Annotated in this window: 25 protein-coding genes; 9 read left to right on the top strand and 16 right to left on the bottom strand. The window is 70.4% G+C overall.

What is annotated here, in order from left to right; all coding sequences use genetic code 11:
- Positions 1-11 precede the first annotated feature (11 nt).
- The 6 genes from QTI17_RS12575 to QTI17_RS12550 all read right to left on the bottom strand — a co-directional run bounded on the left by QTI17_RS12575 (position 12) and on the right by QTI17_RS12550 (position 5,902).
- A complete protein-coding gene (locus tag QTI17_RS12575; RefSeq protein WP_286533494.1) occupies positions 12-1,817 on the bottom strand; it encodes a DUF1800 domain-containing protein in 1,806 nt (601 codons plus the stop codon).
- 179 nt (positions 1,818-1,996) lie between these two features.
- The gene (pyrF, locus tag QTI17_RS12570) at positions 1,997-2,821 is read right to left on the bottom strand and encodes an orotidine-5'-phosphate decarboxylase (RefSeq protein WP_286533493.1); all 825 of its coding nucleotides are present in this window, start codon (positions 2,819-2,821) and stop codon (positions 1,997-1,999) included.
- Between the two features lie 37 nt (positions 2,822-2,858).
- Positions 2,859-3,650 carry a uracil-DNA glycosylase family protein gene (locus tag QTI17_RS12565; RefSeq protein ID WP_286533492.1) on the bottom strand — a complete coding sequence of 264 codons (792 nt, stop codon included), beginning with the start codon at positions 3,648-3,650 and terminating at the stop codon, positions 2,859-2,861.
- On the bottom strand, positions 3,647-4,228 hold the full coding sequence (rimI, locus tag QTI17_RS12560) for a ribosomal protein S18-alanine N-acetyltransferase (RefSeq protein ID WP_286533491.1): 582 nt from the start codon (positions 4,226-4,228) through the stop codon (positions 3,647-3,649). The genes QTI17_RS12565 and rimI overlap by 4 nt, the downstream gene beginning before the upstream one ends.
- A complete protein-coding gene (gene tsaB / locus QTI17_RS12555) occupies positions 4,225-4,902 on the bottom strand; it encodes a tRNA (adenosine(37)-N6)-threonylcarbamoyltransferase complex dimerization subunit type 1 TsaB (RefSeq protein WP_286533489.1) in 678 nt (225 codons plus the stop codon). The genes rimI and tsaB overlap by 4 nt, the downstream gene beginning before the upstream one ends.
- Positions 4,895-5,902, bottom strand: a complete 1,008-nt coding sequence (locus tag QTI17_RS12550; protein ID WP_286533488.1) for a DMT family transporter — start codon at positions 5,900-5,902, stop codon at positions 4,895-4,897. The genes tsaB and QTI17_RS12550 overlap by 8 nt, the downstream gene beginning before the upstream one ends.
- Positions 5,903-5,980: 78 nt before the next feature.
- On the opposite strand from QTI17_RS12550, the gene dacB reads away from it, so the two are divergent.
- Entirely contained in the window at positions 5,981-7,420 is a 1,440-nt protein-coding gene (dacB, locus tag QTI17_RS12545; protein WP_286533487.1) for a D-alanyl-D-alanine carboxypeptidase/D-alanyl-D-alanine endopeptidase, read from the top strand.
- 95 nt (positions 7,421-7,515) lie between these two features.
- Positions 7,516-9,063 (top strand): alpha/beta hydrolase family protein, encoded by a 1,548-nt coding sequence (locus QTI17_RS12540; RefSeq protein WP_286533486.1) that lies wholly within the window; start codon positions 7,516-7,518, stop codon positions 9,061-9,063.
- On the opposite strand, the gene QTI17_RS12535 is transcribed toward QTI17_RS12540, so the two are convergent.
- From QTI17_RS12535 to purE, 3 genes are read right to left on the bottom strand one after another with little or no spacing between them, the layout of a single operon-like run.
- Positions 9,060-10,061 carry an L-threonylcarbamoyladenylate synthase gene (locus tag QTI17_RS12535; RefSeq protein WP_286533821.1) on the bottom strand — a complete coding sequence of 334 codons (1,002 nt, stop codon included), beginning with the start codon at positions 10,059-10,061 and terminating at the stop codon, positions 9,060-9,062. The genes QTI17_RS12540 and QTI17_RS12535 overlap by 4 nt on opposite strands.
- Before the next feature lie 14 nt (positions 10,062-10,075).
- A complete protein-coding gene (locus QTI17_RS12530) occupies positions 10,076-11,242 on the bottom strand; it encodes a 5-(carboxyamino)imidazole ribonucleotide synthase (protein WP_286533485.1) in 1,167 nt (388 codons plus the stop codon).
- Positions 11,243-11,297: 55 nt separating this feature from the next.
- Positions 11,298-11,840 carry a 5-(carboxyamino)imidazole ribonucleotide mutase gene (purE, locus tag QTI17_RS12525; RefSeq protein WP_286533484.1) on the bottom strand — a complete coding sequence of 181 codons (543 nt, stop codon included), beginning with the start codon at positions 11,838-11,840 and terminating at the stop codon, positions 11,298-11,300.
- 36 nt (positions 11,841-11,876) lie between these two features.
- On the opposite strand from purE, the gene QTI17_RS12520 reads away from it, so the two are divergent.
- Positions 11,877-12,803 (top strand): tetratricopeptide repeat protein, encoded by a 927-nt coding sequence (locus tag QTI17_RS12520; RefSeq protein ID WP_286533483.1) that lies wholly within the window; start codon positions 11,877-11,879, stop codon positions 12,801-12,803.
- Between the two features lie 88 nt (positions 12,804-12,891).
- The gene (locus QTI17_RS12515) at positions 12,892-13,341 is read left to right on the top strand and encodes an META domain-containing protein (protein ID WP_286533482.1); all 450 of its coding nucleotides are present in this window, start codon (positions 12,892-12,894) and stop codon (positions 13,339-13,341) included.
- Positions 13,342-13,351: 10 nt separating this feature from the next.
- On the opposite strand, the gene QTI17_RS12510 is transcribed toward QTI17_RS12515, so the two are convergent.
- The 7 genes from QTI17_RS12510 to QTI17_RS12480 all read right to left on the bottom strand — a co-directional run bounded on the left by QTI17_RS12510 (position 13,352) and on the right by QTI17_RS12480 (position 20,743).
- Positions 13,352-13,999 (bottom strand): Crp/Fnr family transcriptional regulator, encoded by a 648-nt coding sequence (locus QTI17_RS12510; protein ID WP_286533481.1) that lies wholly within the window; start codon positions 13,997-13,999, stop codon positions 13,352-13,354.
- A 40-nt stretch (positions 14,000-14,039) separates the two neighbouring features.
- Positions 14,040-14,708, bottom strand: coding sequence for a helix-turn-helix transcriptional regulator (locus QTI17_RS12505; RefSeq protein WP_286533480.1), 669 nt, complete (start codon positions 14,706-14,708; stop codon positions 14,040-14,042).
- A gap of 118 nt (positions 14,709-14,826) precedes the next feature.
- Positions 14,827-15,732 (bottom strand): phosphoribosylaminoimidazolesuccinocarboxamide synthase, encoded by a 906-nt coding sequence (locus QTI17_RS12500; RefSeq protein ID WP_286533478.1) that lies wholly within the window; start codon positions 15,730-15,732, stop codon positions 14,827-14,829.
- Positions 15,733-15,838: 106 nt separating this feature from the next.
- Positions 15,839-16,903, bottom strand: coding sequence for a class II fructose-bisphosphate aldolase (gene fba, locus QTI17_RS12495; protein WP_286533477.1), 1,065 nt, complete (start codon positions 16,901-16,903; stop codon positions 15,839-15,841).
- 106 nt (positions 16,904-17,009) lie between these two features.
- Positions 17,010-18,458: a pyruvate kinase gene (gene pyk, locus QTI17_RS12490; protein ID WP_286519829.1), complete on the bottom strand. Its 1,449-nt coding sequence runs from the start codon at positions 18,456-18,458 to the stop codon at positions 17,010-17,012.
- Between the two features lie 119 nt (positions 18,459-18,577).
- Positions 18,578-19,774, bottom strand: a complete 1,197-nt coding sequence (locus QTI17_RS12485) for a phosphoglycerate kinase (RefSeq protein WP_286533476.1) — start codon at positions 19,772-19,774, stop codon at positions 18,578-18,580.
- A 57-nt stretch (positions 19,775-19,831) separates the two neighbouring features.
- Positions 19,832-20,743: a LysR family transcriptional regulator gene (locus QTI17_RS12480; protein WP_286533475.1), complete on the bottom strand. Its 912-nt coding sequence runs from the start codon at positions 20,741-20,743 to the stop codon at positions 19,832-19,834.
- Positions 20,744-20,902: 159 nt separating this feature from the next.
- On the opposite strand from QTI17_RS12480, the gene QTI17_RS12475 reads away from it, so the two are divergent.
- From QTI17_RS12475 to QTI17_RS12455, 5 genes are read left to right on the top strand one after another with little or no spacing between them, the layout of a single operon-like run.
- Entirely contained in the window at positions 20,903-21,457 is a 555-nt protein-coding gene (locus QTI17_RS12475; RefSeq protein ID WP_286533473.1) for a VOC family protein, read from the top strand.
- The gene (locus tag QTI17_RS12470) at positions 21,450-22,571 is read left to right on the top strand and encodes an alpha/beta hydrolase family protein (protein ID WP_286533472.1); all 1,122 of its coding nucleotides are present in this window, start codon (positions 21,450-21,452) and stop codon (positions 22,569-22,571) included. Before QTI17_RS12475 ends, QTI17_RS12470 begins: the two co-directional genes overlap by 8 nt.
- Before the next feature lie 8 nt (positions 22,572-22,579).
- Positions 22,580-24,220, top strand: coding sequence for an FAD-dependent oxidoreductase (locus tag QTI17_RS12465; RefSeq protein WP_286533471.1), 1,641 nt, complete (start codon positions 22,580-22,582; stop codon positions 24,218-24,220).
- Positions 24,217-24,450 (top strand): DUF2783 domain-containing protein, encoded by a 234-nt coding sequence (locus QTI17_RS12460; protein ID WP_286533470.1) that lies wholly within the window; start codon positions 24,217-24,219, stop codon positions 24,448-24,450. The genes QTI17_RS12465 and QTI17_RS12460 overlap by 4 nt, the downstream gene beginning before the upstream one ends.
- Positions 24,447-25,406, top strand: coding sequence for an MBL fold metallo-hydrolase (locus QTI17_RS12455; protein WP_286533469.1), 960 nt, complete (start codon positions 24,447-24,449; stop codon positions 25,404-25,406). Before QTI17_RS12460 ends, QTI17_RS12455 begins: the two co-directional genes overlap by 4 nt.

Raw genomic sequence — 25,406 nt, 5'->3', positions numbered from 1 at the left:
CGCGCGGTCCCTTATTTCTGGATCAGGTAGGAGGGCGAGGCCATCACCAGCAGCACCGCCGCGTAGACCCGGTTGAGCTTGACCGCGTCGGTGCTGTTGACGGACACCGCGGGATTGGCCAGCGCACCGGCGATCAGCGCCTGGGTGGCCGCCGACAACTGGTTGGCGGTCAGCAGCAGGTTGAGCCGCTGCACCAGGGCCGCCGGGTCGAGCACCAGCGCCAGCTCGCGCGCATAGGCGGCGTTGACATCCCGCCCGGTGCTCTTCGGCAGCACGCTGTTCTGCATGAAGTTCAGGTAGCCGCCGACGCTGGTCTCGTTGACCAGCTGGAACTCGGGCGCGACCATCCTGGCGGCGGCGATCGAGGTCGATGGCGGCACGTAGCCGGGCCGGAAGAAATTGAATACGGACGGCGAGCGCAGCGGGCTCTGGCCGAGCTGGTCGTTGGGCCGCGAGAGGTCGCCGATCTTCCAGTTGCCGCTGGTCGAGCCGGCACCGAAGGTGCGGCCCCACTGCGTGAAGCGCAGCATCGGCTCGCGCAGCCGGCCGAAGCCGGGGTCCGACAGGCCGGCCGGGCTGCGCGCCTCGTTGTCGAGCAGCACCGCGGCGAAGACGCTCTTCATGTCGCCGCGCACGCCGGCCCCGTTGTCGGCGAAGACATCCGACACCCGCTTCACGTAGGCCGGGCTCGGGTTGCTGGTGACCAGCCGCTGGATCAGCTGCTTGCCGATGAACGGGCCGACGTTGGGGTGGTTGAAGAGCGTGTCGAGCGCGATCTTCAGCGCCGCCTTGCCTTCGGTGCCGGCCGGCACCGAGGCGCCCAGGAACCGGGCCTCGAGCACCGAATGCCGGGCCGCCGTGAGCGCCATCGGCCGCGCGGTCCAGGCGCTGGTGTCGACGTCGCTGGCCCGGATGTCGAGGTCGTAGCCGGTGAAGACGCGCGCCAGGTTGGTCACGTCGTCCAGGCTGTAGGTGTCGAGCGGCGTGCCGTCGCCGCCGGTCTTGACGCTGCCGTCGCCGTTGAGCTGGTAGAGCCCGATCGTCATGAGCTGCATGACCTCGCGCGCATAGTTCTCGTCCGGCTGGCGGCCCTGGGCGTTCTCCTTCTGGTTGCCCCTGGTGTTGAGGTAGTAGCCCATCGCCGGATTGAGCGTCACGTCCTCCAGCAGCTTGCGGAAGTTGGTCGTGACGCCGGCCACCAGCATGTCCCAGTACTGGGCCATCATGAGATCGGGCCAGCTCGATCCGATGTCGTTGCGCGAGACCACGAAGATCTCGCTGAAGACCAGCGCCATGCGCTTGCGGAAGCCGTCCGGCGCGGTCATGAGCTGGTTCCAGATCATGTCGTCGGCGTTGACCGTGTTGGCGGCCTTGCCCAGGATCCAGTCGCGCCCGCCCTGCTCGGCCGGGCGGTCGACCTGCTCGCCGAGCCAGGGCAGGTAGCCCTTGCTGCGGACAGCGGCGATGTCGGCTTCCGAGGCCGAGAACTGCGACTGCAGCAGGAAGCGCGCGGCCTCCTCGTCGGTCTTGGCCTGGGTGTAGACATAGGTCTGCGCGGTCGGGGTGCTGGCCAGCGCGCTCAGCGAGCCGGCCTGGACGGTGGCCGGGGGCGACTCGGCGACCGCCGCGAAGCCCGCGCCGCCGCCTCCACCGCCGCCGCCACCACAGGCCGCCAGCGCCGCCGCCGACGCGGCCAGGGCGGCCGCGAGGGGCAGGGGGCGAGACCTTGCGCCCGCCGGGATCGGCGCGGCCGTCTCGGGCACGCGCGCGCTTTCGTCGGCCGCCGTGTCGCGGCCGGTTGCGATGTCTTCCACCATGGGATGCCTCACTCCTCGACGCGGACGCGCCGACCCTCATCAGGCAAGTGCCATGCCCGCCGTTTTCGGGCGGGTGGATGCGGCCAGTAGAAGTGTTTAGTACGACAGTTGTGAACAAATGTGACTTTTTTCGTCACATCGATACAACCGACGGCTTGCGGACTGACGCGGAATGTCGCTCAGGGCCTGGCGGCCTGGAGTGCGTCGCGGGTGCGCAGGGCCTCGCGCCGGGCCGCTTCGGCGAAGTCATCCCCGGCCGAGGCGTAGCAGATGGCGCGCGAGGAGTTGACCACGATCGGCGCGTCCGGACGCCAGCCGGCGCGGACCGTGGCGACCGCGTCGCCGCCCTGCGCACCGACGCCGGGGATCAGCAGCGGCACGGTGGGCGCGAGCGCGCGCACGCGTTCGATCTCGGCCGGGTAGGTGGCGCCGACAACCAGGCCCAGCTGGCCGTTGAGGTTCCACGGGCCCTGGGCCAGCCTGGCCACGTGCTCGTAGAGGAAGGGCTGGCCGTCGACGTCGGCCAGCCGCTGACCCTGCAGGTCGGCGCCGCCCGGGTTGCTGGTGCGGCACAGCAGGAAGGCGCCCTTGCCCTGGTGGCGCAGGTACGGCTCGACCGAATCGAAGCCCATGAACGGCGACAAGGTGACGGCGTCGGCGCCGTAGCGCTCGAAGGCCTCGCGGGCGTACTGCTCGGCGGTCGAGCCGATGTCGCCGCGCTTGGCGTCGAGGATGGTGGGCACGTGCGGCGCGTTGCGGCGCATGTGCTCCATGAGCTGTTCGAGCTGGTCTTCGGCACGATGGGCGGCGAAATAGGCGATCTGCGGCTTGAAGGCGATCGCCAGGTCGGCCGTGGCGTCGACGATGCGGGCGCAGAAGTCGTAGATCCGGCTGGCGTCGCCTTTCAGGGCGGCGGGGAATTTGGTCGGCTCGGGATCGAGTCCGACGCACAGCAGCGAGCCGTTTTGGCGCTCGGCGGCGCGCAGCTTGTCCAGGAAGGTCATGGGCCGAATTTTAGGTCGGCCCGCTGGCTGGCTCGACTCAGGCGTCGGGGCTGGGGCCGGCGCGCTCTGCCGACACCCGTTCCGCGGCGAGACATAGGTCGGCCCAGGCGCGCGCCTTGTCGGCCGGATTGCGCAGCAGGTAGGCGGGGTGGTAGCTCGCGACCACCGGCAGCGCCGGCAGGCCCGGCAGGTCCATTGGCACCACGCGGCCACGCAGCTTGCCGAGCGGCTCGCTGGTCTGCATCAGGCTCTGGGCCGCCAGCGGCCCCATGGCGAGCACCACGCTCGGCGCCAGCGCCGCGGCGCCCTCCGCCAGCGCTTCGTCGATCGGCCGCGGGCTGCCGGGCTGGCCCGAGGCGACGCCGCGGTGGGTGCGCATCAGGTGCACCGGCAGCGCGCCGCCATGCAACTGGAGCGCGTTCAGCATGTTGTGGAGCAGCCGGCCGGCATCGCCGTCGAACGGATCGCCATGACGGCCATCCAGCGCCGGCGGCATGTCGGCCACGATCAGCCAGCCTCCCTGGGCCGCGGCCGGATCGCCGGCGAGGCGACGTGGCGCCTCGGCCAGCACGGCGGCTCCGTGCCCCGCCGCCGCGGGTGCGCGCTGGACGACGGGCGCCGGTGCGGCGACGGCCGGTGCCGCTCGCGCGGGCGCCGCGGCGGGGAGCGCCGGTGCCTCGGCCTCGATGGCGGGCGCCGTCCGGGCCGCGGGGGCTTCCGGCACCGGCGCTTCGACCGCTTCCGGCTGGCGCCACCAGAAGAGCTTGATGCCCATTTCGTCGAGCATGGCGCGCTGGCGCGCATCGAGTGTCAAAGCTTCGGAAGTCATTTCAGTCCGCCCCAGGCGCTCGTTGATTCGTGCAGGCGCAGGCTCATCACGACCGCATCCTCGCGGGCGCTGCCTTGCGCCGGGTAGTAGCCCTTGCGCATGCCCACGCGCCGGAATCCGTTGCGCTCGTAGACCGCCAGCGCGCGCAGGTTGCTGGCCCGCACCTCGAGCCACAGCCACTGCGCGTTCTGGCCGCGCGACCAGCCGGCCAGGGCCTCCAGCATCAGCGGCGCCCAGCCCTGGCCCTGGAAGGCCGGCGCGACGGTGATGTTGAGCAGATGCACTTCGTCGACGCCCTTCATGGCGACGAAATAGCCGATCAGCGTCTCGCCGGGCTCGCGCGCCACCACCCGGTGCCAGAGGGCGCGGGCGCCCCGCGGGGCCTCGGCGGGATCGCTCTCGGGCGGCGGCGCCACCAGGCACTGGCAGTGGTAGCCGGCGGCCAGCGAATCGGTGAAGTTGGCCGGTGTCCAGGGATGGGTGAAGGCGCTGCGTTCGATCGCGCAGACGGCCGGCACCCGTTCGAGCGTGATCGGCTCGAGGCGCGCCTCGCGCGGCGACGACAGGACGGCGCTCACGCTGTTCCCTTCAGCGCCGCGCGCTCTTCGGTCGTCTGCGCCACCTTGTCGCGCACGTACAGCGGCCAGGCCTCGGCCGGCGCCACTGTCCGGCCGGCGGCCAGCAGCGCCGGCGCCAGCCGCAGCATCGCGGCCGCGGTGGGCAGCACCTCGTGGCGCGCCACCGCGCGCGGCAGGCGCTCGCCATAGGCGGCGAAGGCATTGCCGGCGAGCGCCCAGCCCTCCGGCACCACGACGCCTTCGGGTGCCATCAGTTCGGCCTCGCTGGCGACCCACTCGACCCCGAAGTCGTAGCCGGCCGCATAGACCTGGTCCATGCGCGCATCGAGCACCGCCACCACGCGGGTGGCGCCGAAGCGGTCGTGGGCTTCCTCGGCCACGGCATGCAGGGTGTCGATCGGCAGCAGCCGGACGCCGGCGCCGTAGCCGAGCCCCTGCGCCACCGAGCAGGCCGTGCGCAGCCCGGTGAACGAGCCCGGTCCGCGGCCGAAGGCGATGGCGTCGAGTTCGCGCAAGCTCAGGCCGGCGGCCCCGAGCAGCTGCTGGATCAGGGGAATCAGGCTGGCCGACGACTGCGCACCGCCGGTCCCGCTGTGCTCCAACAGCAGGTCGCCGTGGCGCACCGCGATCGACAGCGCCTCGGTGCTGGTGTCGAAGGCGAGCAGCCTAGCCATCGGCACGCCCTCCGGCCACGGCCACCCCGGGAATCGGCCGCACACCCGGCGCCCGGCTGCGCTGGACGCCGAACAGGATGCCGGCGGTCACCAGCATGAGGCCCGCGAACAGGCTCCAGCTCAGCGGTTCGCCGAGGAAGATCACGGCGCCGAACGCGGACAGCCCCGGCACCAGCGCCGTGATCATGGTGGAGCGCACCGGCCCGAAGTACTGGATCATCCGCGTGAAGGCGATGCCCGAGATCACCACCGAACCGAGGCCCTGGAAAGCCATCTGGAACAGGATCTCGCCGACCGGCGCGCTGGCCAGGTGGCTGCGGACGAGGCCGGCCGCGGTCAGCAGCGCATAGGCCGGCACGAAGGCCGCGAAGGCGAACACGGTGATGGCGATGGTGGCGCGCACCGCCTCGAGCCCGTGGCGCCGGACGACGATGCTGTAGCAGGCCCAGCTGAAGGCCGCGCTCATGAAGAGCAGGTCGCCCTTCCAGATCTGGCCGCCTTCGAGCGCGTGCAGCAGGCTGGCGCCGCCGACGAACAGGTCGCCGAGGACGATCAGCGCCAGCCCGAGCGCGCGCAGCGGCGTGATGCGGTCGCGCAGGATCAGGGCCGCCAGCAGCGTGGTCCACAGAGGAAGGCTGCCGGGCATCAGCACCGAGGCGTGGCTGGCCGGCGCGAAGAAGAACCCGGTATAGGCCAGGAGCGCGTAGGCCAGGCCGCCGCAGACGCCGGCCAGCGCGGTCAGTCGCAGCGGCAGCGGCGAGAGGCCGAAGAAGGAGTCGCGGGCCGAGCCTTCGGCGCGGGCGCGCATGACCAGCCAGGCGCCCCAGGGCAGCAGCACCAGGCTGGCGCCGCAGATGCGGGCGAAGGCGAGGTCGAAGGGCGTCAGCGAGCGCCCGGCGGAAGCGCGCGCGATGACGATGAACGCGGTCCAGACCCCCACCGTGACGACGGCCGCGCCGATGCCGATGGTGCGGGCTGAGAAACGGGGGGCTGCGGGCATCGGGGGATTATCCAGGGTGGGCGGCCGGCCTGCAGCCGCCGGCCGCGAGAGCCGGCGCCGGCCCGGGATAATCCCGGCATGACCGTCGCCCCGCCGTCCGAGCACCGCCGCTCGCGCCTTGCCCGCCCCCTGGCTTTCGTCCTCGCACTCGCCGCCGCCGCGGCGCCGGTCCTGGCCCAGGGTCTGCCGAACGAGGTCGAGGCGGCGCTGGCCCGCGCCAAGGTGCCGCGCGACGCGGTCACGATGCTGGTGGTGGATGCCGAGGGCGTACAGCCGCCGCGGCTCGCCTGGCGCTCCCAGGTGCCGGTCAACCCGGCGTCGATCATGAAGCTGGTCACCACCTATGCGGCGCTCGACCTGCTGGGCCCGGCCTTCACCTGGCAGACGCCGGTGTACGTCGACGGCCCGGTGCGCAATGGCGTGCTCGAGGGCAATCTCTACATCCAGGGCCAGGGCGACCCGAAGCTGGTGATCGAACGGCTGTGGCTGCTGCTGCGCCGGGTGAAAGGGCTCGGCATCCAGGCCGTGCAGGGCGACATCGTGCTCGATCGCAGCGCCTTCGAGGTGGCCGCCAGCGATCCGAATTCCTTCGACGGCGAGGGCCAGCGCCCCTACAACGCCGCCCCGGACGCCCTGCTGGTGAACTTCAAGTCGGTGGTCATGACCTTCGTGCCCGACCGCGGCGCGCAGACCGCGCGGGTGAGCTACGAACCCCCGCTGGCCGGCGTCGCGATGCAGGCGGCGGTGCCGCTGGCGGCCGGCGAGTGCGGCGACTGGCGCAGCGCCCTGGGCAGCGACTTCGCCGATCCGGCGCGGCTCGGATTCGCCGGCAGCTTTCCGGCCGCCTGCGGCGAAAAGACCTGGGCCGTGGCCTATGCCGATCCGCGCAGCTACGCCGAGCGCGCCGTCGGCGGCCTCTGGGCCGAGATGGGCGGCCGGCTCCAGGGCCAGGTGCGCGACGGCCGGGTCCCCGCCGGGTTGCGGCCGGCGTTCGAGGCGGCATCGCCGCCGCTGGCCGAAGTGATCCGGGACATCAACAAGTACAGCAACAACGTGATGGCGCAGCAGCTCTTCCTGACGCTCGGGCTGCAGCAGAAGAAGCGCGGCACGCTCGACGCCTCGCGCGCCACCTTGCGCCAGTGGTGGAACGAGCGCATCGGCACCGGCGAGGGCCAGCCGGTGATCGACAACGGCTCGGGCCTGTCGCGCGACGAGCGCATCAGCGCCGCCGCGCTGGGCAGGATGCTGCAGGTGGCCTGGCGCTCTCCTCTGATGCCGGAGCTGGCGTCCTCGCTGCCGGCCTCCGGCGTCGACGGCACCCTGCGCAAGCGCGCGCTGCGCTCGGGCGGTGCCGCGCACCTGAAGACCGGCACCTTGCGCGATGCCGCCGGCGTGGCCGGCTACGTGCACGGAGCCAGCGGCCGGCGCTGGGTGGTGGTCGCGATCGCCAACCACGCCAATGCGGTCGCGGCGCGTCCGGCCTTCGACGCCCTGGTCGACTGGGCCGCCCAGGACTGACCCCGCGCTCGCCGTGTAGGCGGCGGCCGCTTGCGCATGGGGCGGGCGGTGACCAGAATCGATTGCCGGTCGAAACCCCGCAGGAGACGCATCCCATGAACAGACTCCCAGCCCTCGCCCTCTCGGGCGTCGCCCTGATGATCCTCGCCGGCTGTGGAGGCGGCGGCAACGACGGCTTCGCCGTCAACGTGCCGGCGGACACCGGGCGCGGCTCGGTCGTGACCCAGCCGCCGGAGCGGGTGCAGCGGCTCACGACCGACCAGTTCACGGCGTTGCTGCAGGTCACTGCGCAGGGCCGTTCGCTGCAGACCATCGCCGGCACGCCGAAGTGCGGCGTCGATTTGCGCTACCTCGAATACCGCACCATCGGCGGCCAGGGCGAGGCCACCAACGCGACCGCCGCGATCATGGTGCCGGCCGGAACCGACCCGGCCTGCAACGGTCCCCGCCCGGTGGTGCTGTACGCGCACGGCACCGCCGTGGAACGCAGCTACAACATCGCCCGCTGGACCGACACCAGCCAGCCGGCGGCAGCCGAAGGGGTGATCGTGGCGGCGATGTTCGCGGCCCAGGGCTTCATCGTGGTGGCGCCGAACTACGCCGGCTACGACAAGTCGACCCTCACCTACCACCCCTACCTCAACGGCAACCAGCAGGGCAAGGACATGGTCGATGCGCTGACCGCGGCGCGCAAGACTTTCCCCTTCATCGACGCCAGCGACGCCGGCGCGCTGTTCGTGACGGGCTATTCGCAGGGCGGCTATGTCGCCCTGGCGGCGCACCGCGAGCTGCAGGCCATCGGCGCGAAGGTGGCGGCGTCGGCGCCGCTGTCCGCGCCGGCCGCCATCAGCTTGCTGACCGACTACACCTTCAGCGGCTGGCCGGCGCTGGGCAGCACGCTGTTCACGCCGCTGCTGTCGACCAGCTGGCAGAAGCAGTTCGGCTACGTCTACAACAACACCGCCGACATTTACGAAACCCAGTACGCCGCCGGCATCGACACCCTGCTGCCGAGCCTGACGCCGAGCAACACGCTCTACACCACCGGCAAGCTGCCACCGCTGGCGCTCTTTCCGCCGAACGCGGTGCCGGGCCCGGTCGATCCCTCGTTCGCCATGTTCTATGCGCCCAACAACCTGGTCCGCCAGACTTACCTGACGCAGGCCGCCACCGACATCCAGGTCAACCCCTGCCCGGGCAATGCGCTGCCGGCGACGCCGGCCTCGCTCAACAACGCGTCGCCGCTGGGCTGCCAGCCGCTGCTCGGCTTCCGCAGGGCGGCGCTGGCGAACGACCTGCGCAACTGGCTGCCGACGCGCCCGGTGCTGATGTGCGGCGGCGCCAACGACCCGACCGTGAACTTCCTGAGCACCCGGGCCACGGCCGGCTACTTCCGCGCCAGCGGCATGCCGGCCTCGGCGCTGACCGTCGTCGACCTCGAGGACATCAACGCCACCGACGCCTTCTCGGCCGCGCGGGCCGGCTTCGCGCAGGCCAAGATCGGCGCCGCGACCAGCGCCGGCGGAACGACCGCGAACCAGCAGCAGGCGGTGGTGCAGGCTTATCACGGCACGCTGGTGCCGCCGTTCTGCATTGCGGCGGCGCGGGGGTTTTTTGTAGGGGTGCTGGCTTCGGGGGGCTAACCCTTCGACGCTCTCGTCAGCCGGTCCCGCACGCCTTCCCACTCGGGGCCGGGCGGCGGGGTCTCGACCCAGATCAGCTTGACGCCCTCGGCGTCGAAGGCGCGCAGCACCGCGAAAAGCTGCTGCGCCGCGGCGCTTGCGTCGTCGGGCATGCGCCGCTGCAGCAGGCGCTGCGACCGGCTGTTCAACACGGTCCGCGACCAGATCGCCATGTTGGCGGCGCTCGCCCCCAGAACGTCGAGGCCGGCCTGCAAGGCCTTGGCGTCCATCAGGCGCACCTTGGCGCTCGGCGCGTAATGCGCTTCGAGGGTGCCGGAGGCCCGCGGGTCGGGCGCCCCGAGCGAGTCCTTGTCGCGCAGCGGCTCGCCGCCGGCGGCCTCGATCTGCGTGCGCGTGATCGCGCCGGGACGCAGCAGCACCGGCGCGCCGCGGCTGCAGTCGACGATGGTCGATTCGATGCCGACCTCGCACGGTCCGCCGTCGACCACCAGCAGCGTGTCGCCGAACTCCTGCTGCACGTGCAGCGCGGTGGTCGGGCTGACGCGGCCGAAACGGTTGGCGCTCGGCCCGGCGACGCCCAGCACGCCCTGTTCGGCGCAGGCGGCCAGCAGGGCCTGCGCCACCGGATGCGCCGGGCAACGCAGGCCGATGGTGTCCTGGCCGCCGGCGGCCGCGGCGCCGACGCCGGGCTGGCGTTCGACGATCAGCGTCAGCGGGCCGGGCCAGAAGGCGCGCACCAGCTTCTGGGCGAAGGCCGGCAGGGGCCGGGCGAAATGCGCCAGCGCCTCGGTGCCCCGGGCGCCCGCCGCCACGTGGACGATCAGCGGGTGGTCGCTGGGCCGGCCCTTGGCCGCGAAGATGCCGGCAACCGCGGCATCGCTGCCGGCGTCGGCGCCCAGTCCGTAGACGGTCTCGGTCGGGAAGGCGACCAGGCCGCCGGCGCGCAGGACCTGCGACGCCTCGGCGATCGCCTCGGGCAGGCGGCCATCGCGGATCATCCCGGCGCCCCCGCTCATTCGGACAACGGGATCGCCAGCCCCAGCAACGCCGCCGCGAAGTCGGCGGTGCTGCGGACCGTCTCGATGCCGTCGCCGGTGATGTTGAGGTGGCCCATCTTGCGGCCGCGGCGCGCCTCGGTCTTGCCGTAGAGGTGCAGGTGGGTGCCGGGCAGGGCCAGCACGTCGGCCCAGCGCGGCTCCTGCGGCGTCTCGCCGTCGACGAACCACAGGTCGCCCAGCAGGTTCAGCATGATCGCCACGCTGTGCTGGCGCGGCGGATTGAGCGGCAGGCCGGCCAGCGTGCGCACCTGCAGTTCGAACTGCGAGACATCGCTGGCGTCCACCGTCCAGTGGCCGCTGTTGTGGGGGCGCGGCGCCATCTCGTTGACCACCAGCCGGCCGTCGCCGAGCACGAAGAACTCGACGCACAGCACCCCGACGTACGCCAGCCCTTCGGCGATCGAGCGGGCCGCGGCCACGGCGCGGCGGGCGGTCGACTCGGGCATGTTGTGGGGATGGACCTCGGTGACGGCCAGGATGCCGTCGCGGTGCAGGTTGCGCTGCACCGGGAAGTTCACCATCTGCCCGTCCTCGCCGCGGGCGACGATCACCGAGCATTCGAAGTCGAGGGGCAGCAGCTGCTCGAGCACGCAAGGCACGTCGCCGGCGTCGTGCCAGGCGGCCTGCAGCTCGGCCCGGGTCGCCACCCGGCGCTGGCCCTTGCCGTCGTAGCCGAGCCGCGCGGTCTTGAGGATGCCGGGCAGCACTTCGTCCGCCACGGCCGCCAGCTGCTCGTCGGTCTCGATCACGGCGTAAGGCGCGCATTCGACGCCGCAGCGCACGAAGTGGCTTTTTTCGCGGATCCGGTCCTGGGCGATCGCCACCGCGTCGGCGCCCGGCGACACCGGCCGGGCCGTCGCCAAGTGCGCGAGCGAGGGCGCCGGCACGTTCTCGAACTCGGTCGTCACGGCGTCGGCCAGGCCGGCCAGCCGCGCCAGGCCGTCGACGTCGGTGTAGTCGGTGTGGATGTGGTGGTGGCTCACCCGCCCGGCGGGGCTGTCGGCGTCGGGGTCGAGCACCGCGGTGAAATAGCCCATGGTCTGGGCCGCATGCACGAACATCCGCCCCAGCTGGCCGCCCCCGAGCACCCCCAGCGTGGCGCCCGGCAACACGACGCTCATTTCGACACCTCCGCGCTGCGCGCTGCGGTGTTCGCCTTGGGAGCGGCCCGGCGGCTCACAATGCCCCCCCGCCCTGCGGCGAGAACGGCGACACCGGCTCGGCATCGCCCGGCGGCAAGGTCATGGCCTGCGCGGCCTCGGTCTGCCGCAGCCGGAAGGCGTCGAGCTGCGCCCGCAGCGCCGGATCCCCGACCGCCAGCATGGCGACCGCGAACAGCGCCGCGTTGGCCGCCCCGGCATTGCCGATCGCGAAGGTCGCCACCGGCACCCCCTTGGGCATCTGGACGATGCTGTAGAGCGAATCGAGGCCCTGCAGGTGCCGGCTGGCGACCGGCACGCCGAGCACCGGCACCGTGGTCTTGGCCGCCAGCATGCCCGGCAGGTGGGCGGCCCCGCCGGCACCGGCGATGATCGCCGCCAGCCCGCGCGGCGCGGCGCTTTCGGCGTAGGCGAACAAATCGTCGGGCATCCGGTGGGCCGAGACCACCCGGGCTTCGTGGGCGATGCCGAATTGCTGGAGAATCTCGACCGCGTTGCGCATCGTCTCCCAGTCGGAGTTCGAGCCCATCACCACGCCGACCTGAATTGCTTGCTTCATGGTTCCAATTTTACGTTTCACCCCCACCTTCCCGCGATGATCGACATCACCCTCGAAAATTTCCAGTCCGAGCTGATCGACGGCTCGATGACCACGCCGGTCCTGCTCGACATCTGGGCCGAATGGTGCGGGCCCTGCAAACAGCTCGGGCCGGTGCTCGAAAAGCTCGAAGTCGAGTACGCCGGCCGCTTCACGCTGGCCAAGCTCGATGCCGACAAGGTGCCGCAGATCTCCGAGCAGCTGAGCCAGATGTTCGGCGTGCGCAGCATCCCGTTCTGCGTCATGTTCAAGGACGGCCAGCCGGTCGACGGCTTCGTCGGCGCGATCCCGGCCGACCAGATCCGCACCTTCCTCGACAAGCACGTGCCGCCGGGCGACGAGGACGCGCCGCCGCTCGACGAAGAAGTCTCGGCCCAGCAGGCGCTGGCCGAGGGCGACACCCAGGGCGCGCTCGAGAAGCTGCAGCACGCGGTCGCCGCCGACCCGGCCAACGACGACGCCCGCTTCGACTACGTCAAGCTGCTGCTGCAGGAAGGCCGCACCGACGACGCCAAGGTCGCGTTCGCCCCGGTGATCGCCAAGACCTCGCTGGTGCGCCGCTTCGATTCGCTGCAGCGCTGGATGGACGCGATCGACTTCGCGGCCCCGGCCACGGGGGCGGCGGCACCCGCGCTGGCCGACCTGGACGGCCGGATCGCCGCCAACAAGCGCGACTTCGACGCCCGTTTCGACCGCGCCCGCCTGCTGATGGCCGCCCGGCGCTGGACCGACGCCATGGATGAGCTGCTCGACATCCTGATGCGTGACAAGAGCTGGAACGAGGACCTGGCGCGCAAGACCTACATCGCGGTGCTCGACATCATCGAACCGCCGAAGGTCAAGGTCGCCGACGGCCAGATTCCGCCGGACGACCCGACCGTGGCCAGCTACCGGCGTCGACTGAGCAGCGTGGTCCTCAGCTGAGGTCCAAGAAGCGCGAGGCGTTGGCGCGCCGGGCGCGGTCGCATACGATGGCGCAAATATCAATTTGTTGCAGAAGGACACACAGCCCATGCGCTCCCGCCCTGCCGCCATCCCCCTTTTCACGGCCGCCCTGCTGGCAGCGATGCTGACGGCCGGCTGCGGCAGCGGCATCCCGCTCGACGAACCGATCGAAGGCCCGGTCTGGCGCCTCGACCAGCTCGGCGGCGAGCCGGTGGCCGCCGGCAGCGATCCGCGGCGCGATCCGCAGGTGGTGTTCAACCGCAGCAGCGGACGCGTGAGCGGCTCGGGCGGCTGCAACCAGCTGTCGGGCACATTCGAGCGCAGCGGCAGCACGCTCAAGCTGAGCCAGCTGGCCTCGACCCGGATGGCCTGCGCCGACCCGGCGCTCGGCACCAAGGAGCAACAGTTCTTTGCCGCCCTGCAGGCCACCGCCAGCTACCGGCTGCAGAGTCCGACCCGGCTGGCCCTGCTCGATGCGAGCGGTCGCACCGTGGCGACGCTGAGCGCGGCGCGCTGAGACCCCCCGGCTACCAGCGCGCCGGCAACTCCCGCAGCAGCGTCAGCTGGCGCTGCGCGACCGCCACGTAGCCCCCCTGCTCGAGGTCCTTGAGCAGCCGGCTCACCATTTCCCGCGAACAGCCGATCTCGCTGGCGATCGCCTGGTGCGTCAGCCGCTCGGCGATCGGCCGGCTGCCGTCCGCCGCCGGCGCCGACGCGCGTTCCTCGAGCAGGCGCTTCAGGCGCGCGTAGACGTCGAGCAACGCCATGCTGCGCGCGCTCTCGGTGGCCAGCCGGGCGCGGCGGATCAGCCGCACGATCAGCGCCAGCGCGAAATCGGGATGGTCGGCGATGTGCTGCAACATGGTTTCGCGGGTGACGACGGCGCAGACGGTCGGCTCGACCGCTTCCACGCTGGCGGAACGCGGGCCGCCGTCGAGCGACATCTCGCCGACATATTCGCCCGCCCCGTGCAGGCCCAGCGTGATCTCGCGGCCGCGCGCGTCCGAGAGAAAGGCCCGCAGCCGTCCAGACAGCACGATGTAGATCGAGCCGCCCTGCTCGCCTTCCTCGATCAGCCGCGCCCGCGTTCGGTAGCGGCGCTGGATGCCGCGTTGGGCGAGTTGCAGCAGGGCGGGCGGGAGTGGGACGTTTTCGACACCGGAGGCAGCGGGCATCCGTCGAATATAAGGTCAGCGGGGCCGCCCCCGCCGGCCGTCACTCGCCGAATCTCAGCGCCGACACGATCTGCGGCATCCGCGAGACGCGGTGCACCACCTCGCGGATGCTGCTGCTGCCGGTCTTCTGCCGGACATTCTTGATGTGGGTGCGCACCGTGGACATCCGGATGCCTTCGAGGCAGGCGATCTCCTCGGCGCCATGGCCGGCGCAGAGCCGGGCCAGCACGTTCTGCTCGGCCCGCGTCAGGTGCCGGGCGCGGGCGAACATCTGCATCGTCAGCGTCTCGCAGCCGGGACGGCGGCTGCACATCACGAGCACCGTGTCGACGGTACCGCTGCCGTGCACCGCGGCCAGCGGAATGAAGGCCACCGACAGCGAATCCTCGCCGTCCTCGAGCTCGACGATGCTGCGGCAGTCGCGCTCGGCATCCTTGAGGGCCTGGCGGATCTTCGCCTGGGAGGCGGCGTTGCCGGCGCAGAGCATGCCCTCGCCGCTGCGCAGCGCGCGCGCCGCGGCCAGTTCGCGCCGGGCCGGGAAATTGGCATGCAGGATGCGGCCGGTCAGGTCCAGCAGCAGCAGGCCATGGTCGATCTCGTCGAGCACCCGGGCCAGCATGCCGGGCTGCAGCGCGTCCGGCGGCGAGGCGGTGACGTCGCGGCCAAAGCGCTCCAGGTAGGTGATCTCGAAATCTGCTGCGGTTTCCATGGTGCTCTCCTCATCTGGGGGGATGAAAAGAGTTTGGAAGACTGCGAGGCTGGCGTGCGGTGAGTATTGCCGCGGATTTTGTGATCTATTTACATTCCGCGGCCGGATCAGGCAGCAGTCAGCCTGTGAGCCGCTGAAGGGCTTCGCGGTACTTCGCGGCCGTCTTCTCGATCACCTCGGCTGGCAGGCGCGGCGCCGGCGGCGTCTTGTCCCAGGGCTTGCCGTTGATCTTCGTGGCCTCGAGCCAGTCGCGCACGAACTGCTTGTCGTAGCTCGGCGGGTTGGTGCCGGCGGCCAGCGCGGCCTCGTAGCCTTCGACCGGCCAGTAGCGCGAGCTGTCGGGCGTCAGCACCTCGTCCATCAGCACCAGCGTGCCGGCCTCGTCGAGGCCGAACTCGAACTTGGTGTCGGCGATGATCATGCCCTTGGTCAGCGCGATCGCAGCCGCGGCCTCGTAGATCGCGATGCTGGTCTCGCGGATCTGCTGGGCCAGCTTCGGGCCGACCACCTCGACCACCTTGTCGTAGCTGATGTTCTCGTCGTGCGCGCCGGCCGCCGCCTTGGCGGCGGGCGTGAAGATCGGCCGCGGCAGCTTGCTGGCGTTGGTCAGCCCCTCGGGCAGGGGGACGCCGCAGACGGCGCGGTTGTCCTGGTATTCCTTCCAGCCGCTGCCGGCCAGGTAGCCGCGCACCACGGCCTCGACCGGGATCGGCGTCAGCCGCTTGACCAGCATCGAGCGGCCTTCGACCTGCGCGACCTCCTCGGGCGTCACGACGCTTTCGGGCGCGTCGCCGGTCAGATGGTTCGGGCACAGGTGGCCGAGCCGGTCGAACCACCACAGCGCCATCTGCGTCAGGATCACGCCCTTGCCAGGGATGGGCTCGCCCATGATCACGTCGAAGGCCGACAGGCGGTCGCTCGCGACCATCAGGATGCGGTCGGTGCCGACCGCATAGTTGTCGCGCACCTTGCCGCGCGCCAGCAGCGGAAGGCTTTTGATGGAGGAGGTATGGACGGTGGTCATGGCGAAATGGATGAAGCGGGGCGGGTGACGCCGGAGATTGTGCGCGCGCAGCGGCGGGCGCAGAAAAAAGCCACCGCGAAGGTGGCTTTCAGGCGCAAGCGAAGGGTCAGACCACTTGCTGCGCGAGCTCGCCCTTGGCGTACTTGGCGGCGACCACCTGCAGGGTGTCGCCCTTGACCTTCGGGCCCTGGCCTTCGCAGCCGAACTCGAGGTAGCGCTGCTTGCAGATCAGGCGGGCGGCTTCGCGCGCCGGCTTGAGCCATTCGCGAGCGTCGAACTTCTCGGGGTTCTCGGCCAGGAACTTGCGCACCGCGCCGGTCATCGCCAGGCGGATGTCGGTGTCGATGTTGATCTTGCGCACGCCGTGCTTGATGGCCTCCTGGATTTCCTTGACCGGAACGCCGTAGGTTTCCTTCATGTTGCCGCCGTACTGGCGGATGATCGCCAGCAGCTCCTGCGGCACGCTCGACGAGCCGTGCATCACCAGGTGGGTGTTCGGGATGCGGCGGTGGATTTCCTTGATGCGGTCGATCGCCAGGATGTCGCCGGTGGGTTCGCGGGTGAACTTGTAGGCGCCGTGGCTGGTGCCGATGGCGATCGCCAGGGCGTCGATCTGGGTGCGCTTGACGAAGTCGGCGGCTTGCTCGGGGTCGGTCAGCAGCTGCTCGCGGGTCATGGTGTCGTCGGTGCCGTGGCCGTCTTCCTTGTCGCCCTTCATGGTCTCGAGCGAGCCCAGGCAGCCGAGTTCGCCTTCGACCGTGACGCCGACCTTGTGCGCCATGTCGGCCACCTTGCGCGTGACGTCGACGTTGTAGTCGTAGCTGGCGATGGTCTTGCCGTCGGCTTCGAGCGAGCCGTCCATCATGACCGAGCTGAAGCCGAGGTCGATCGCGCCGCGGCAGACATCGGGGCTCTGGCCGTGGTCCTGGTGCATCACCAGCGGCACCGTGGGATAGGCCTCGATGGCGGCCTGGATCAGGTGCTTGATGAAGGCTTCGCCGGCGTACTTGCGGGCGCCGGCGCTGGCTTGCAGGATGACGGGGGCGCCGACTTCCTTGGCGGCCTCCATCACGGCCTGCACCTGTTCGAGGTTGTTGACGTTGAAAGCCGGAATGCCGTAGCCGTTGGCGGCGGCATGGTCGAGCAGTTCGCGCATCGAGACGAGTGCCATGGAAATACCTCGCGGGAATCTAGGGATGAAGACAAAAGAACTCCCGGGATTCTACCGAGGGCCCTTGTAGGACGGCTCCGATGGCCCGTGCAACCGCGAGGACGCGCTAGCTGACGCGGCAGATCTTCAGCATGTTGGTGCCGCCGGGCGCGCCCATCGGCTCGCCGCAGGTGATCGCGTAGACATCGCCGGTCTGCACGATGCCGCGCTTTTTCAGATGCGCCTCGGCCTGCTCCAGCGCCGTGTCCCGATCGCTCTCTGAATCCATCAGCAAGGGCCGCACGTTGCGATACAGCGCCATCTTGCGCTGGGTCGAGAGCCGCGAGGTCAGCGCGTACATCGGGATGTGCGCCCGGTGGCGGCTCATCCAGAGCGGGGTCGAGCCCGATTCGGTCAGCGCGACGATCGCCTTGGCGCCCAGGTGGTGGGCCGTGAACAGCGCGCCCATCGCGATCGACTGGTCGATCCGGCTGTAGTTCTTGCCGCTGAAGTCGGCGTCGAGCTGCAGGTCCTCGGCGGCCTCGGCGGCCTCGCAGATCTTGCTCATCTCCTGCACCGTCTCGAGCGGGTAGCGGCCCGAGGCGGTCTCGGCCGAGAGCATCACGGCGTCGGTGCCGTCGAGCACCGCGTTGGCGACGTCGCTGACCTCGGCCCGCGTCGGCACCGGATTGGTGATCATCGACTCCATCATCTGGGTCGCTGTGATGACCACCCTGTCCATCTCGCGCGCCATGCGGATCATCTTCTTCTGCAGCGCCGGCACGGCGGCGTTGCCGACCTCGACGGCCAGGTCGCCGCGGGCCACCATGATGCCGTCGCTGGCGCGCAGGATCTCCTCGAGCTTGGGGATCGCCTCGGCGCGCTCGATCTTGGCGATCATGCCGGGCTTGTGGCCGAACTCGGCCGCCGCCACGTTGCACAGCTGGCGCGCCATCTCCATGTCGGTCGCGTTCTTGGGGAAGCTCACCGCCACGTAGTCGGCCTGGAAGCTCATCGCTGTCTTGATGTCCTCCATGTCCTTGGCGGTCAGCGCCGGCGCGGTGAGCCCGCCGCCCTGCTTGTTGATGCCCTTGTTGTTGGACAGCTCGCCGCCCAGGCGCACCGTGGTGTGGACCGCATCGCCCTTGACCGCGTCGACCGTCAGCACGATGAGGCCGTCGTTCAGCAGCAGGCTGTCGCCCGGCTTGACGTCGCGCGGCAGGTCCTTGTAGTCGAGGCCGACGGCGTCGACGTCGCCCGGCTCGGTGCGCGAGGCATCGAGAATGAACTTGGCGCCGGGCTCGAGCCAGACCTTGCCCTCGGCGAACTTGCCGACCCGGATCTTCGGGCCCTGCAGGTCGGCCATGATCGCCACCTCCCGGCCGCTGCGCCGGGCCGCCTCCCGCACCATCGCGGCACGGTTGATATGGTCCTGCGCCGTGCCGTGGCTGAAGTTGAGCCGCACCACGCTGACCTTGTAGTGGATCATCTGCTCGAGCAGCTCGAGCGTGTTCGAGGCGGGGCCGAGGGTCGCGACGATCTTGGTGGCGTGGCGGGGCAGGCGGGGCGTGCTCATCGTTGTCTCCATTTATTCAGTTGAGGACAGAGCAAAAACTGCCGGGCAGTTTCTTGGTCTGTCCCGCAAAGTGTTTGTATGCCGTACTGTATACACTTTATAGGAGTACCGGAAGAGCTTTATCCACCCGCTGCGCGCTTGGCAAGAATTTCGAAGGCGGGGAGTGTCTTGCCTTCGAGGATTTCCAGGAAGGCGCCGCCGCCGGTCGAGATGTAGCCGATCTTGTCCTCGATGCCGTACTTGGCGATGGCCGCCAGCGTGTCGCCGCCGCCGGCGATCGAGAACGCCTTGCTCTCGGCGATGGCCTGGGCGATGGTCTTGGTGCCGTTGGCGAAAGCGTCGAACTCGAACACGCCCACCGGGCCGTTCCAGACGATCGTGCCGGCTTCGCGCAGCTGGGCGGCCAGCAGTTCGGCGGTCTTCGGGCCGATGTCGAGGATCAGGTCGTCATCGGCGACGTCGGTGGCGTCCTTGATGGTCGCCGCCGCGTCGGCCGCGAAGGCCTTGGCCGTCACCACGTCGACCGGGATCGGCACCGCCGCGCCGCGCGCGCGCATGGCATCGATCACGGCCTTGGCCTGGTCGATCAGGTCGGGCTCGGCCAGCGACTTGCCGATCTTCAACCCGGCAGCCAGCATGAAGGTATTGGCGATGCCGCCGCCGACGATCAGCTGGTCGACCTTCTCGGCCAGGCTCTTCAGGATGGTCAGCTTGGTGCTGACCTTGGAGCCGGCGACGATCGCCACCAGCGGCCGCTGCGGCTGCGCCAGGGCCTTGGTGATGGCATCGATCTCGGCCGCCAGCAGCGGGCCGGCCGAGGCGACCTTGGCGAACTGGGCGATGCCATAGGTGGTGGCCTCGGCCCGGTGCGCGGTGCCGAAGGCATCGTTGACGTAGATGTCGGTCAGCGCGGCCAGCTTGCGCGCCAGCGCCTCGTCGTTCTTCTTCTCGCCTTTGTTGAGGCGGCAGTTTTCGAGCAGCACGACCTGGCCCGGCTGCACCTGGACACCATCGACCCAGTTGGAAACCAGCGGCACTTCGCGGCCGAGCAGTTCGCCCAGGCGGGCGGCGACCGGGGCCAGCGAATCCTCGGGTTTGAACTGGCCTTCGGTGGGCCGGCCGAGGTGCGAGGTGACCATCACGGCAGCGCCGGCGTCGAGCGCCGCGCGGATGCAGGGCACCGAGGCGCGGATGCGGGTGTCCTCGGTGATGCGGCCGGTGTCGTCCTGCGGCACGTTGAGATCGGCTCGGATGAAAACGCGCTGGCCGGCGACTTTGCCTTGCGCACAGAGGTCGGTGAATCGAAGGACGTTCATGGGTGGCAATCTGAAAGCGGATGGAGGGGGCCACAACGGGCAGCGCCATTGTAGGTTTCAGCCCGCCAGGCCCGGCTCGCGGGCGACCTGCTGGAGCAGTTCGACGAAGCTGGCCGCCGCCGGCGACAGCGAGCGTTTCGCCGCCCCGTAGACGCAGACCTCGCGGTGGAAGTCGGGCCGGTCGAGCCGCACCATCTGCAGCCCGTGGGCCCGCACCAGCGAGGCCGAATAGGTGGGGCACACCGTGAGCCCGAGCCCGGAGGCGACCATGCCGAGCGCGGTCGTCATATACGAGACCTCCTGCGTGCTGGCGCGCAGCATCAAGTCGCGCGTGTCGGCGGCGAGTTCGGGCAGCACGCGCTGGCGGAAGTCGCGCGTCGGCGCGATGAAGACGTAGGGGCCGAGTTCGCTCCAGCGGACCTGGCGGCGGCGCGCGAACGCATGGCCCGGCGGGCAGATCAGCCAGTGCCGGTCGCGAAATAGCGTCCGCCGCTCGACCAGCGCGGCGTCCACCGCCACATCCTGGCCGACCGCCAGCTCGACCTCGCCCGACAGCAGGCCGTCGAGCAGGTGCTCGGGCAGCGTGTCGGCCAGCCGGACATCGACGTCGGGATGCCGCTCGCGATAGGCCGCGATCACGCGCGGCATCAGCGTGCAGGCCATGAGCTGCGGCGCCGCCAGCCGCAGCACGCCCTTCTTCTTGTCGCGCAGGTCGGTGACGCCGGCCACCGCGCCCGCCAGGTCGGCCAGCAGGCGCTGGACCGAGGGCTGGAATTCGCGCCCGGCCTCGGACAGCAGCACGCGCCGGGTGTGACGGTCGAACAGCTGCACCCCCATTTCGCGTTCGAGCTCGCGCACCAGCACGCTGAGCGCCGACTGGGTCAGGTGCAGGGTGGCGGCGGCAGCGGTGAAGCTGCCGGTCTCGGCCACGGCGGCGAAGGCGCGCAGTTGGCGCAGGGTCAGATTCATGGCCTCGCTTCATCAATCGATGAATTTATTTCGATTGAATCATAAGAAGAATGGCGGCCCAATCGCTCCGACCCTGCAAGCCTGAGACCTTGCGGGACAGACCAAGAAACTGCGCAGCAGTTTTTGCTCTGTCCTCAACTGACTAAAGAGAGACGCACCATGCCCCACCCCCCACCCCCCCCCGTGCCCGTGCGCGGCCTGCACCACTTCGCCTGGCGCTGCCGCGACAGCGAGGAGACCCGCCGCTTCTACGAAGACCTGCTCGGCCTGCCGCTGGTGCACGTGATCAAGAGCGACCACGTGCCGAGCACCGGCGAGTACTGCCCCTACGTCCACATCTTCTTCCAGATGCGCGATGGCTCGTACATCGCCTTCTTCGACCTCGGCGACGACATCGCGGCGCTGCCTTCGCCGAACACGCCGGCCTGGGTCAACCACATTGCCCTGCGGGTCGATTCGCAGGCCGAGCTGCGCGCCGCCAAGGCCCGGCTCGAAGCTGCCGGCATCGAGGTGCTGGGCCCGACCGACCACCACATCATCGAATCGATCTATTTCTTCGATCCGAACGGCATCCGCGTCGAGCTGACGACGCCGACCGTTCCGCAGGCCGAGATGGACGCCCACGCGCTGCATGCGCGCGCCGACCTCGACGCCTGGACGCAGCGCAAGGCCGGGCTGCGCGCGGCCGCCGCCGGAAAGGCTGCGCATGCCTGAGCTGCAACTCGCCGTCATCGACGTCAAGCCCGGCGCCTCGCTCGAAAGCCAGTCCGGCCTGCAGATGCTGCGCCCGCGCATCTATGGCGCCTACCAGGCGCCGGCCGGCCCCAAGAAGGTCGCCGCGATCGTGATGCATCCCACGAGCAACTTCATGGGCCACTACCTGATCGGCCCGCTGGCCGCGCGCGGTATCTGCTGCATGGGGCTCAACTCGCGCTACATGGGCAACGACACGGTGCTGCTGATGGAGCGCGCGATCCAGGACCTCGGCGCCGGCGTGCAGTTCCTGCGCGCGGCCGGCTACGAGAAGGTCGTCTTGATCGGCAACTCGGGCGGCGCCGCGCTGGCCAGCTTCTACCAGGCGCAGGCCGAGCAGCTCACGGCCCACCGCTTCGCCGACGGCGACCCGACCCACCTGCACCCGGACGACCTGCCGCCGGTGGACGGCATCTCGCTCTGCGCAGCGCACCAGGGCCGCTCGAAGCTGATGCGTGACTGGATCGATCCCTCGGTGACCGACGAGCACGACCCGCTGTCGGTCGACCCCGAACTCGACATGTACGACACCCGCCACGCGCTGCCGTACAGCGACGAATTCCTGGCCCGCTTCAGCGCCGCCCAGCAGGCCCGGCTCGAGCGCATCGAGCGCTGGTCGCTCGAACGGCTTCGCCAGCTGCGCAGCACCCCGGGCGCGCCGCGCGACCAGGCCTTCATCGTCTACCGCACCCATGCCGATCCGCGCTGCGTCGACCTGTCGATCGACGCCAACGACCGCGCGCCCGGCAGCGTCTGGGGCGATGCGCGGCAGGTCAACTATTCAGCCAACGCGATGGGGCGCACCACCTCGCTGACCGCGTTTCTCTCGCAGTGGTCGTCGCGCTCTCAGGCCGACGGCCCGTCGAACCTGGCGCGCACCACGGTGCCCACGCTGCTGCTGACCTACACCGGCGACCAGTCGACCTTCCCGAGCACCCGCGATGCCTGGCTGGCCGCCGGCGGTGCGCGCATCCGCAACGTCGACATCGTCGGCGGCAACCATTACCTGGCGGGCCAGCCGCAACTGGTGCAGGAAGCCGCCGATGCGATCGCCGAATGGGCGCACGCGCTGTGAGCATTGCCATGGAAAGGTACAAGTTCGCCCCCGCCTACGAACTGCCAAGCTGGCCCTTCGTGGCGCCGCCCGAACTCGGCAGCGACAGCGTCGCGCGCCACCCGATCGTGATCGTCGGCGCTGGCCCGGCGGGACTCACGCTGGCCTGCGATCTCGCCCGCCGCGGCGTGCGCGCCCTGCTGCTCGACGAGGACGACACGGTCGGCGTGCGCGGCGCCTCGTCGCGCGGCATCTGCTATGCGCAGAAGAGCCTGGAAATATTCGCCCGGCTGGGCATCTACGAGCGCGTCGCAGAGAAGGGCATCACCTGGTCCTTCGGCCGCACCTTCTCGGACCAGCAGGAGGTCTACAACTTCAACCTGAAGACCGACAGCGTCTCGGCGCAGCCGCCCTTCATCAACCTGCAGCAGTTCTACATCGAGTGGTTCCTGGTCGAGCGCATCATCGAACTCGGCCTGACCGACCTGCGCTGGAAGAACCGCGTGGTCGACGTGACGCCGCTCGCCGACGGCGTGCGCATCGAGGTCGAAACACCCGCCGGCCGCTACACGATCGAAGCCGACCACCTGATCGACGCCACCGGCGCCAACAGCCCGATCCGCACCCGGCTCGGCATCGACGCGCACCCATCGCGCAGCACCGACCGCTGGTGCATCAGCGACGTGCGCTTCAAGAAGCCGCTGCCGACCGAGCGCTGGACCTGGGTCGATGCGCCCTTCAACGAGGGCCGCGCCGTGTGGCAGCACCTGATGGGCGACGGCGTCTGGCGCATCGACTACCAGATGCCCGAGGACTGCGACACGGCCCACATCAGCCGGCCCGAAGTGGCCGGTGCGCGATTGCGCGAGCAACTCGGCCCCGGCGTGGAATTCGAGTTCGTCTGGATCGGCCCGTACGGCTACCGCGATCATCTGCTCGACAACTTCCGGCACGGGCGCATCCTGTTCATCGGCGATTCGGCCCACGTCGTGAGCCCGTTCGGCGCCCGCGGCGGCAACAGCGGCATCCAGGACGCGGCCAACCTCGGATGGAAGCTGGCGCTGGTCGCGCAGGGTCTTGCCGGCGATGCGCTGCTCGACACCTACGACGCCGAACGCCGCCCGGCGGCGATCGAGAACCTCCGCGTCACCAGCCGCTCGGCACGCTTCCTCGCACCGCGGACGCCGGCCGAGCACACGCTCCGCCGGGCCGTGGTCGCGCTCGCATCGCGCCATTCCTTCGCCCGCGCACTGGTGAACACGGGCCGCATGTCGGTCGCCAACGACTACCCTGCGGCACCTCACTTGCCCGAGGGCGGACGCAGCGTGCAGAACCTGCCGCTGCGCCACCTCGACGGCACGCCGACCACGCTGATGGAACTGCTGGCCGACGGCACCCGCTGCCTGGGCCTGTGGTTCGCGCCGACGCGCGCGCAGGCGGAAGCCGCGGCCGATGTCGCGGCCTCGCTGCCGCTGCGGCTGGTCGCGGTGGGCGGCGACAGCGACCTGGCCACGTTGCAGCCCGACGAGGCACTGGCGCGCCACCTCGGCAACGCGACGCCCGGCAGCCTGTGCCTGGTGCGTCCGGACGCCTATCGCGCCACCTTGCTGGACAAGCCCACGCCGGCGTCGATCTCGGCCGCGGTCCACGCCGCGCTGGCGCACCGTTGAAGGTCACAAGACATGATCACCGAACCCCACATCCCCATCCCGACGGCTTCTACGCGGCCTGGGTCGGCGCCCATGAAGGGCTGACCGAGGCGCAGAGCGCCGACTTCAATGCCCGCCTCGTGCTGCTGCTGGCCAACCAGTGCGGCGACCAGGCCGTGCTGCTGGCCTGCATCGATGCCGCGCGAGAAGCCGGCACGCCGTCCGAAACCCCACCTCGAAGCCCCGCATGACCGCTTCCGTTTCCTTCGCCTCCGCCTCCGACACCCGCGAGCAGAAGCCGCAGGTGCGCGAACTCGCGCCCAACGTGTACGGCTACATCAGCGACTTCGATCCCAACTGCGGCTTCATCGTCGGCGATGCGCATGTGGTGCTGATCGACACGCGGCCCACGCCGCGCATGGCGCGCGACTTCCTGGCCGACATCCGCGCGGTCACCGACAAGCCGATCAAGTTCATCGTGCTCACGCACTACCACGCGGTGCGCGTGATGGGCGCCAGCGCCTTCGACGAGGTCCAGGCCATCATCGCCAGCCAGGGCACGCTCGACTGGGTGCGCGAGCGCGGGCAGGCCGATTTCGATTCCGAGGTCGGGCGCTTTCCGCGCCTCTTTGCCGGCGTCGAGGAGATCCCCGGACTCACGGTGCCGACGATGAGCTTCGAGCGCGAGATGAGCCTGTGGCTCGGCCCGCGCGAGGTGCGCTTGATGTGCCTGGGCCGTGGCCACTCGGGCGGCGACACGGTCGCCTGGCTGCCCGACTGCGGCGTGCTGTTCTCGGGCGACGTGGTCGAGAACCGCTGCGGCGTGTATGCCGGCGACGCCTACATCCAGGACTGGGCCGGCACGCTCGATGCCGTCGCCGCACTCAACCCCGAGGTGCTGGTGCCGGGTCGCGGCGCGGTGGTGAAAGGCGCGGCGGGCTGCGCCGAGGCGATCGAACTCACGAAAGCCTTCCTGTCGACGCTGCTGGCCAGCGTGCGCTCGGGCATCGTTGCCGGCGACAGCCTGCGCGGCTGCTTCGAGCGCGCCGAGCTGGCGATGAAGCCGCGCTTCGGCGACTGGCCAGTGTTCCAGCACGTGCTGCCATTCGACGTGTCGCGCGCCTATGACGAGCTGCGCGGCATCGAGCACCCGGTGGTCTGGACCGCGGAGCGCGACCGCGAACTGTGGCAGACGCTGCGCGGCTGA

It is taken from the genome of Variovorax sp. J31P179, assembly GCF_030316985.1.
GTDB classification, from domain to species: Bacteria; Pseudomonadota; Gammaproteobacteria; order Burkholderiales; family Burkholderiaceae_C; genus Variovorax; species Variovorax ginsengisoli_B.
This window is presented reverse-complemented; position numbering and strand designations above follow the sequence as displayed.

Bases quoted from the DNA above. Each gene is read 5' to 3' on its own strand.
- pyrF (WP_286533493.1), bottom strand. From the start codon at position 2,821: ATGACCTTCCTGGACAAGCTGCGCGCCGCCGAGCGCCAAAACGGCTCG.
- QTI17_RS12470 (WP_286533472.1), top strand. From the start codon at position 21,450: ATGCCTGAGCTGCAACTCGCCGTCATCGACGTCAAGCCCGGCGCCTCG.
- fba (WP_286533477.1), bottom strand. From the start codon at position 16,903: ATGGCACTCGTCTCGATGCGCGAACTGCTCGACCATGCCGCCGCCAAC.
- QTI17_RS12500 (WP_286533478.1), bottom strand. From the start codon at position 15,732: ATGACCACCGTCCATACCTCCTCCATCAAAAGCCTTCCGCTGCTGGCG.
- QTI17_RS12480 (WP_286533475.1), bottom strand. From the start codon at position 20,743: ATGAATCTGACCCTGCGCCAACTGCGCGCCTTCGCCGCCGTGGCCGAG.
- dacB (WP_286533487.1), top strand. From the start codon at position 5,981: ATGACCGTCGCCCCGCCGTCCGAGCACCGCCGCTCGCGCCTTGCCCGC.
- pyk (WP_286519829.1), bottom strand. From the start codon at position 18,458: ATGAGCACGCCCCGCCTGCCCCGCCACGCCACCAAGATCGTCGCGACC.
- QTI17_RS12465 (WP_286533471.1), top strand. From the start codon at position 22,580: ATGGAAAGGTACAAGTTCGCCCCCGCCTACGAACTGCCAAGCTGGCCC.
- QTI17_RS12510 (WP_286533481.1), bottom strand. From the start codon at position 13,999: ATGCCCGCTGCCTCCGGTGTCGAAAACGTCCCACTCCCGCCCGCCCTG.
- QTI17_RS12575 (WP_286533494.1), bottom strand. From the start codon at position 1,817: ATGGTGGAAGACATCGCAACCGGCCGCGACACGGCGGCCGACGAAAGC.
- tsaB (WP_286533489.1), bottom strand. From the start codon at position 4,902: ATGGCTAGGCTGCTCGCCTTCGACACCAGCACCGAGGCGCTGTCGATC.
- QTI17_RS12565 (WP_286533492.1), bottom strand. From the start codon at position 3,650: ATGACTTCCGAAGCTTTGACACTCGATGCGCGCCAGCGCGCCATGCTC.
- QTI17_RS12535 (WP_286533821.1), bottom strand. From the start codon at position 10,061: ATGATCCGCGATGGCCGCCTGCCCGAGGCGATCGCCGAGGCGTCGCAG.
- QTI17_RS12520 (WP_286533483.1), top strand. From the start codon at position 11,877: ATGATCGACATCACCCTCGAAAATTTCCAGTCCGAGCTGATCGACGGC.
- QTI17_RS12515 (WP_286533482.1), top strand. From the start codon at position 12,892: ATGCGCTCCCGCCCTGCCGCCATCCCCCTTTTCACGGCCGCCCTGCTG.
- QTI17_RS12455 (WP_286533469.1), top strand. From the start codon at position 24,447: ATGACCGCTTCCGTTTCCTTCGCCTCCGCCTCCGACACCCGCGAGCAG.
- QTI17_RS12530 (WP_286533485.1), bottom strand. From the start codon at position 11,242: ATGAGCGTCGTGTTGCCGGGCGCCACGCTGGGGGTGCTCGGGGGCGGC.
- purE (WP_286533484.1), bottom strand. From the start codon at position 11,840: ATGAAGCAAGCAATTCAGGTCGGCGTGGTGATGGGCTCGAACTCCGAC.
- QTI17_RS12505 (WP_286533480.1), bottom strand. From the start codon at position 14,708: ATGGAAACCGCAGCAGATTTCGAGATCACCTACCTGGAGCGCTTTGGC.
- QTI17_RS12485 (WP_286533476.1), bottom strand. From the start codon at position 19,774: ATGAACGTCCTTCGATTCACCGACCTCTGTGCGCAAGGCAAAGTCGCC.
- QTI17_RS12475 (WP_286533473.1), top strand. From the start codon at position 20,903: ATGCCCCACCCCCCACCCCCCCCCGTGCCCGTGCGCGGCCTGCACCAC.
- QTI17_RS12550 (WP_286533488.1), bottom strand. From the start codon at position 5,902: ATGCCCGCAGCCCCCCGTTTCTCAGCCCGCACCATCGGCATCGGCGCG.
- QTI17_RS12540 (WP_286533486.1), top strand. From the start codon at position 7,516: ATGAACAGACTCCCAGCCCTCGCCCTCTCGGGCGTCGCCCTGATGATC.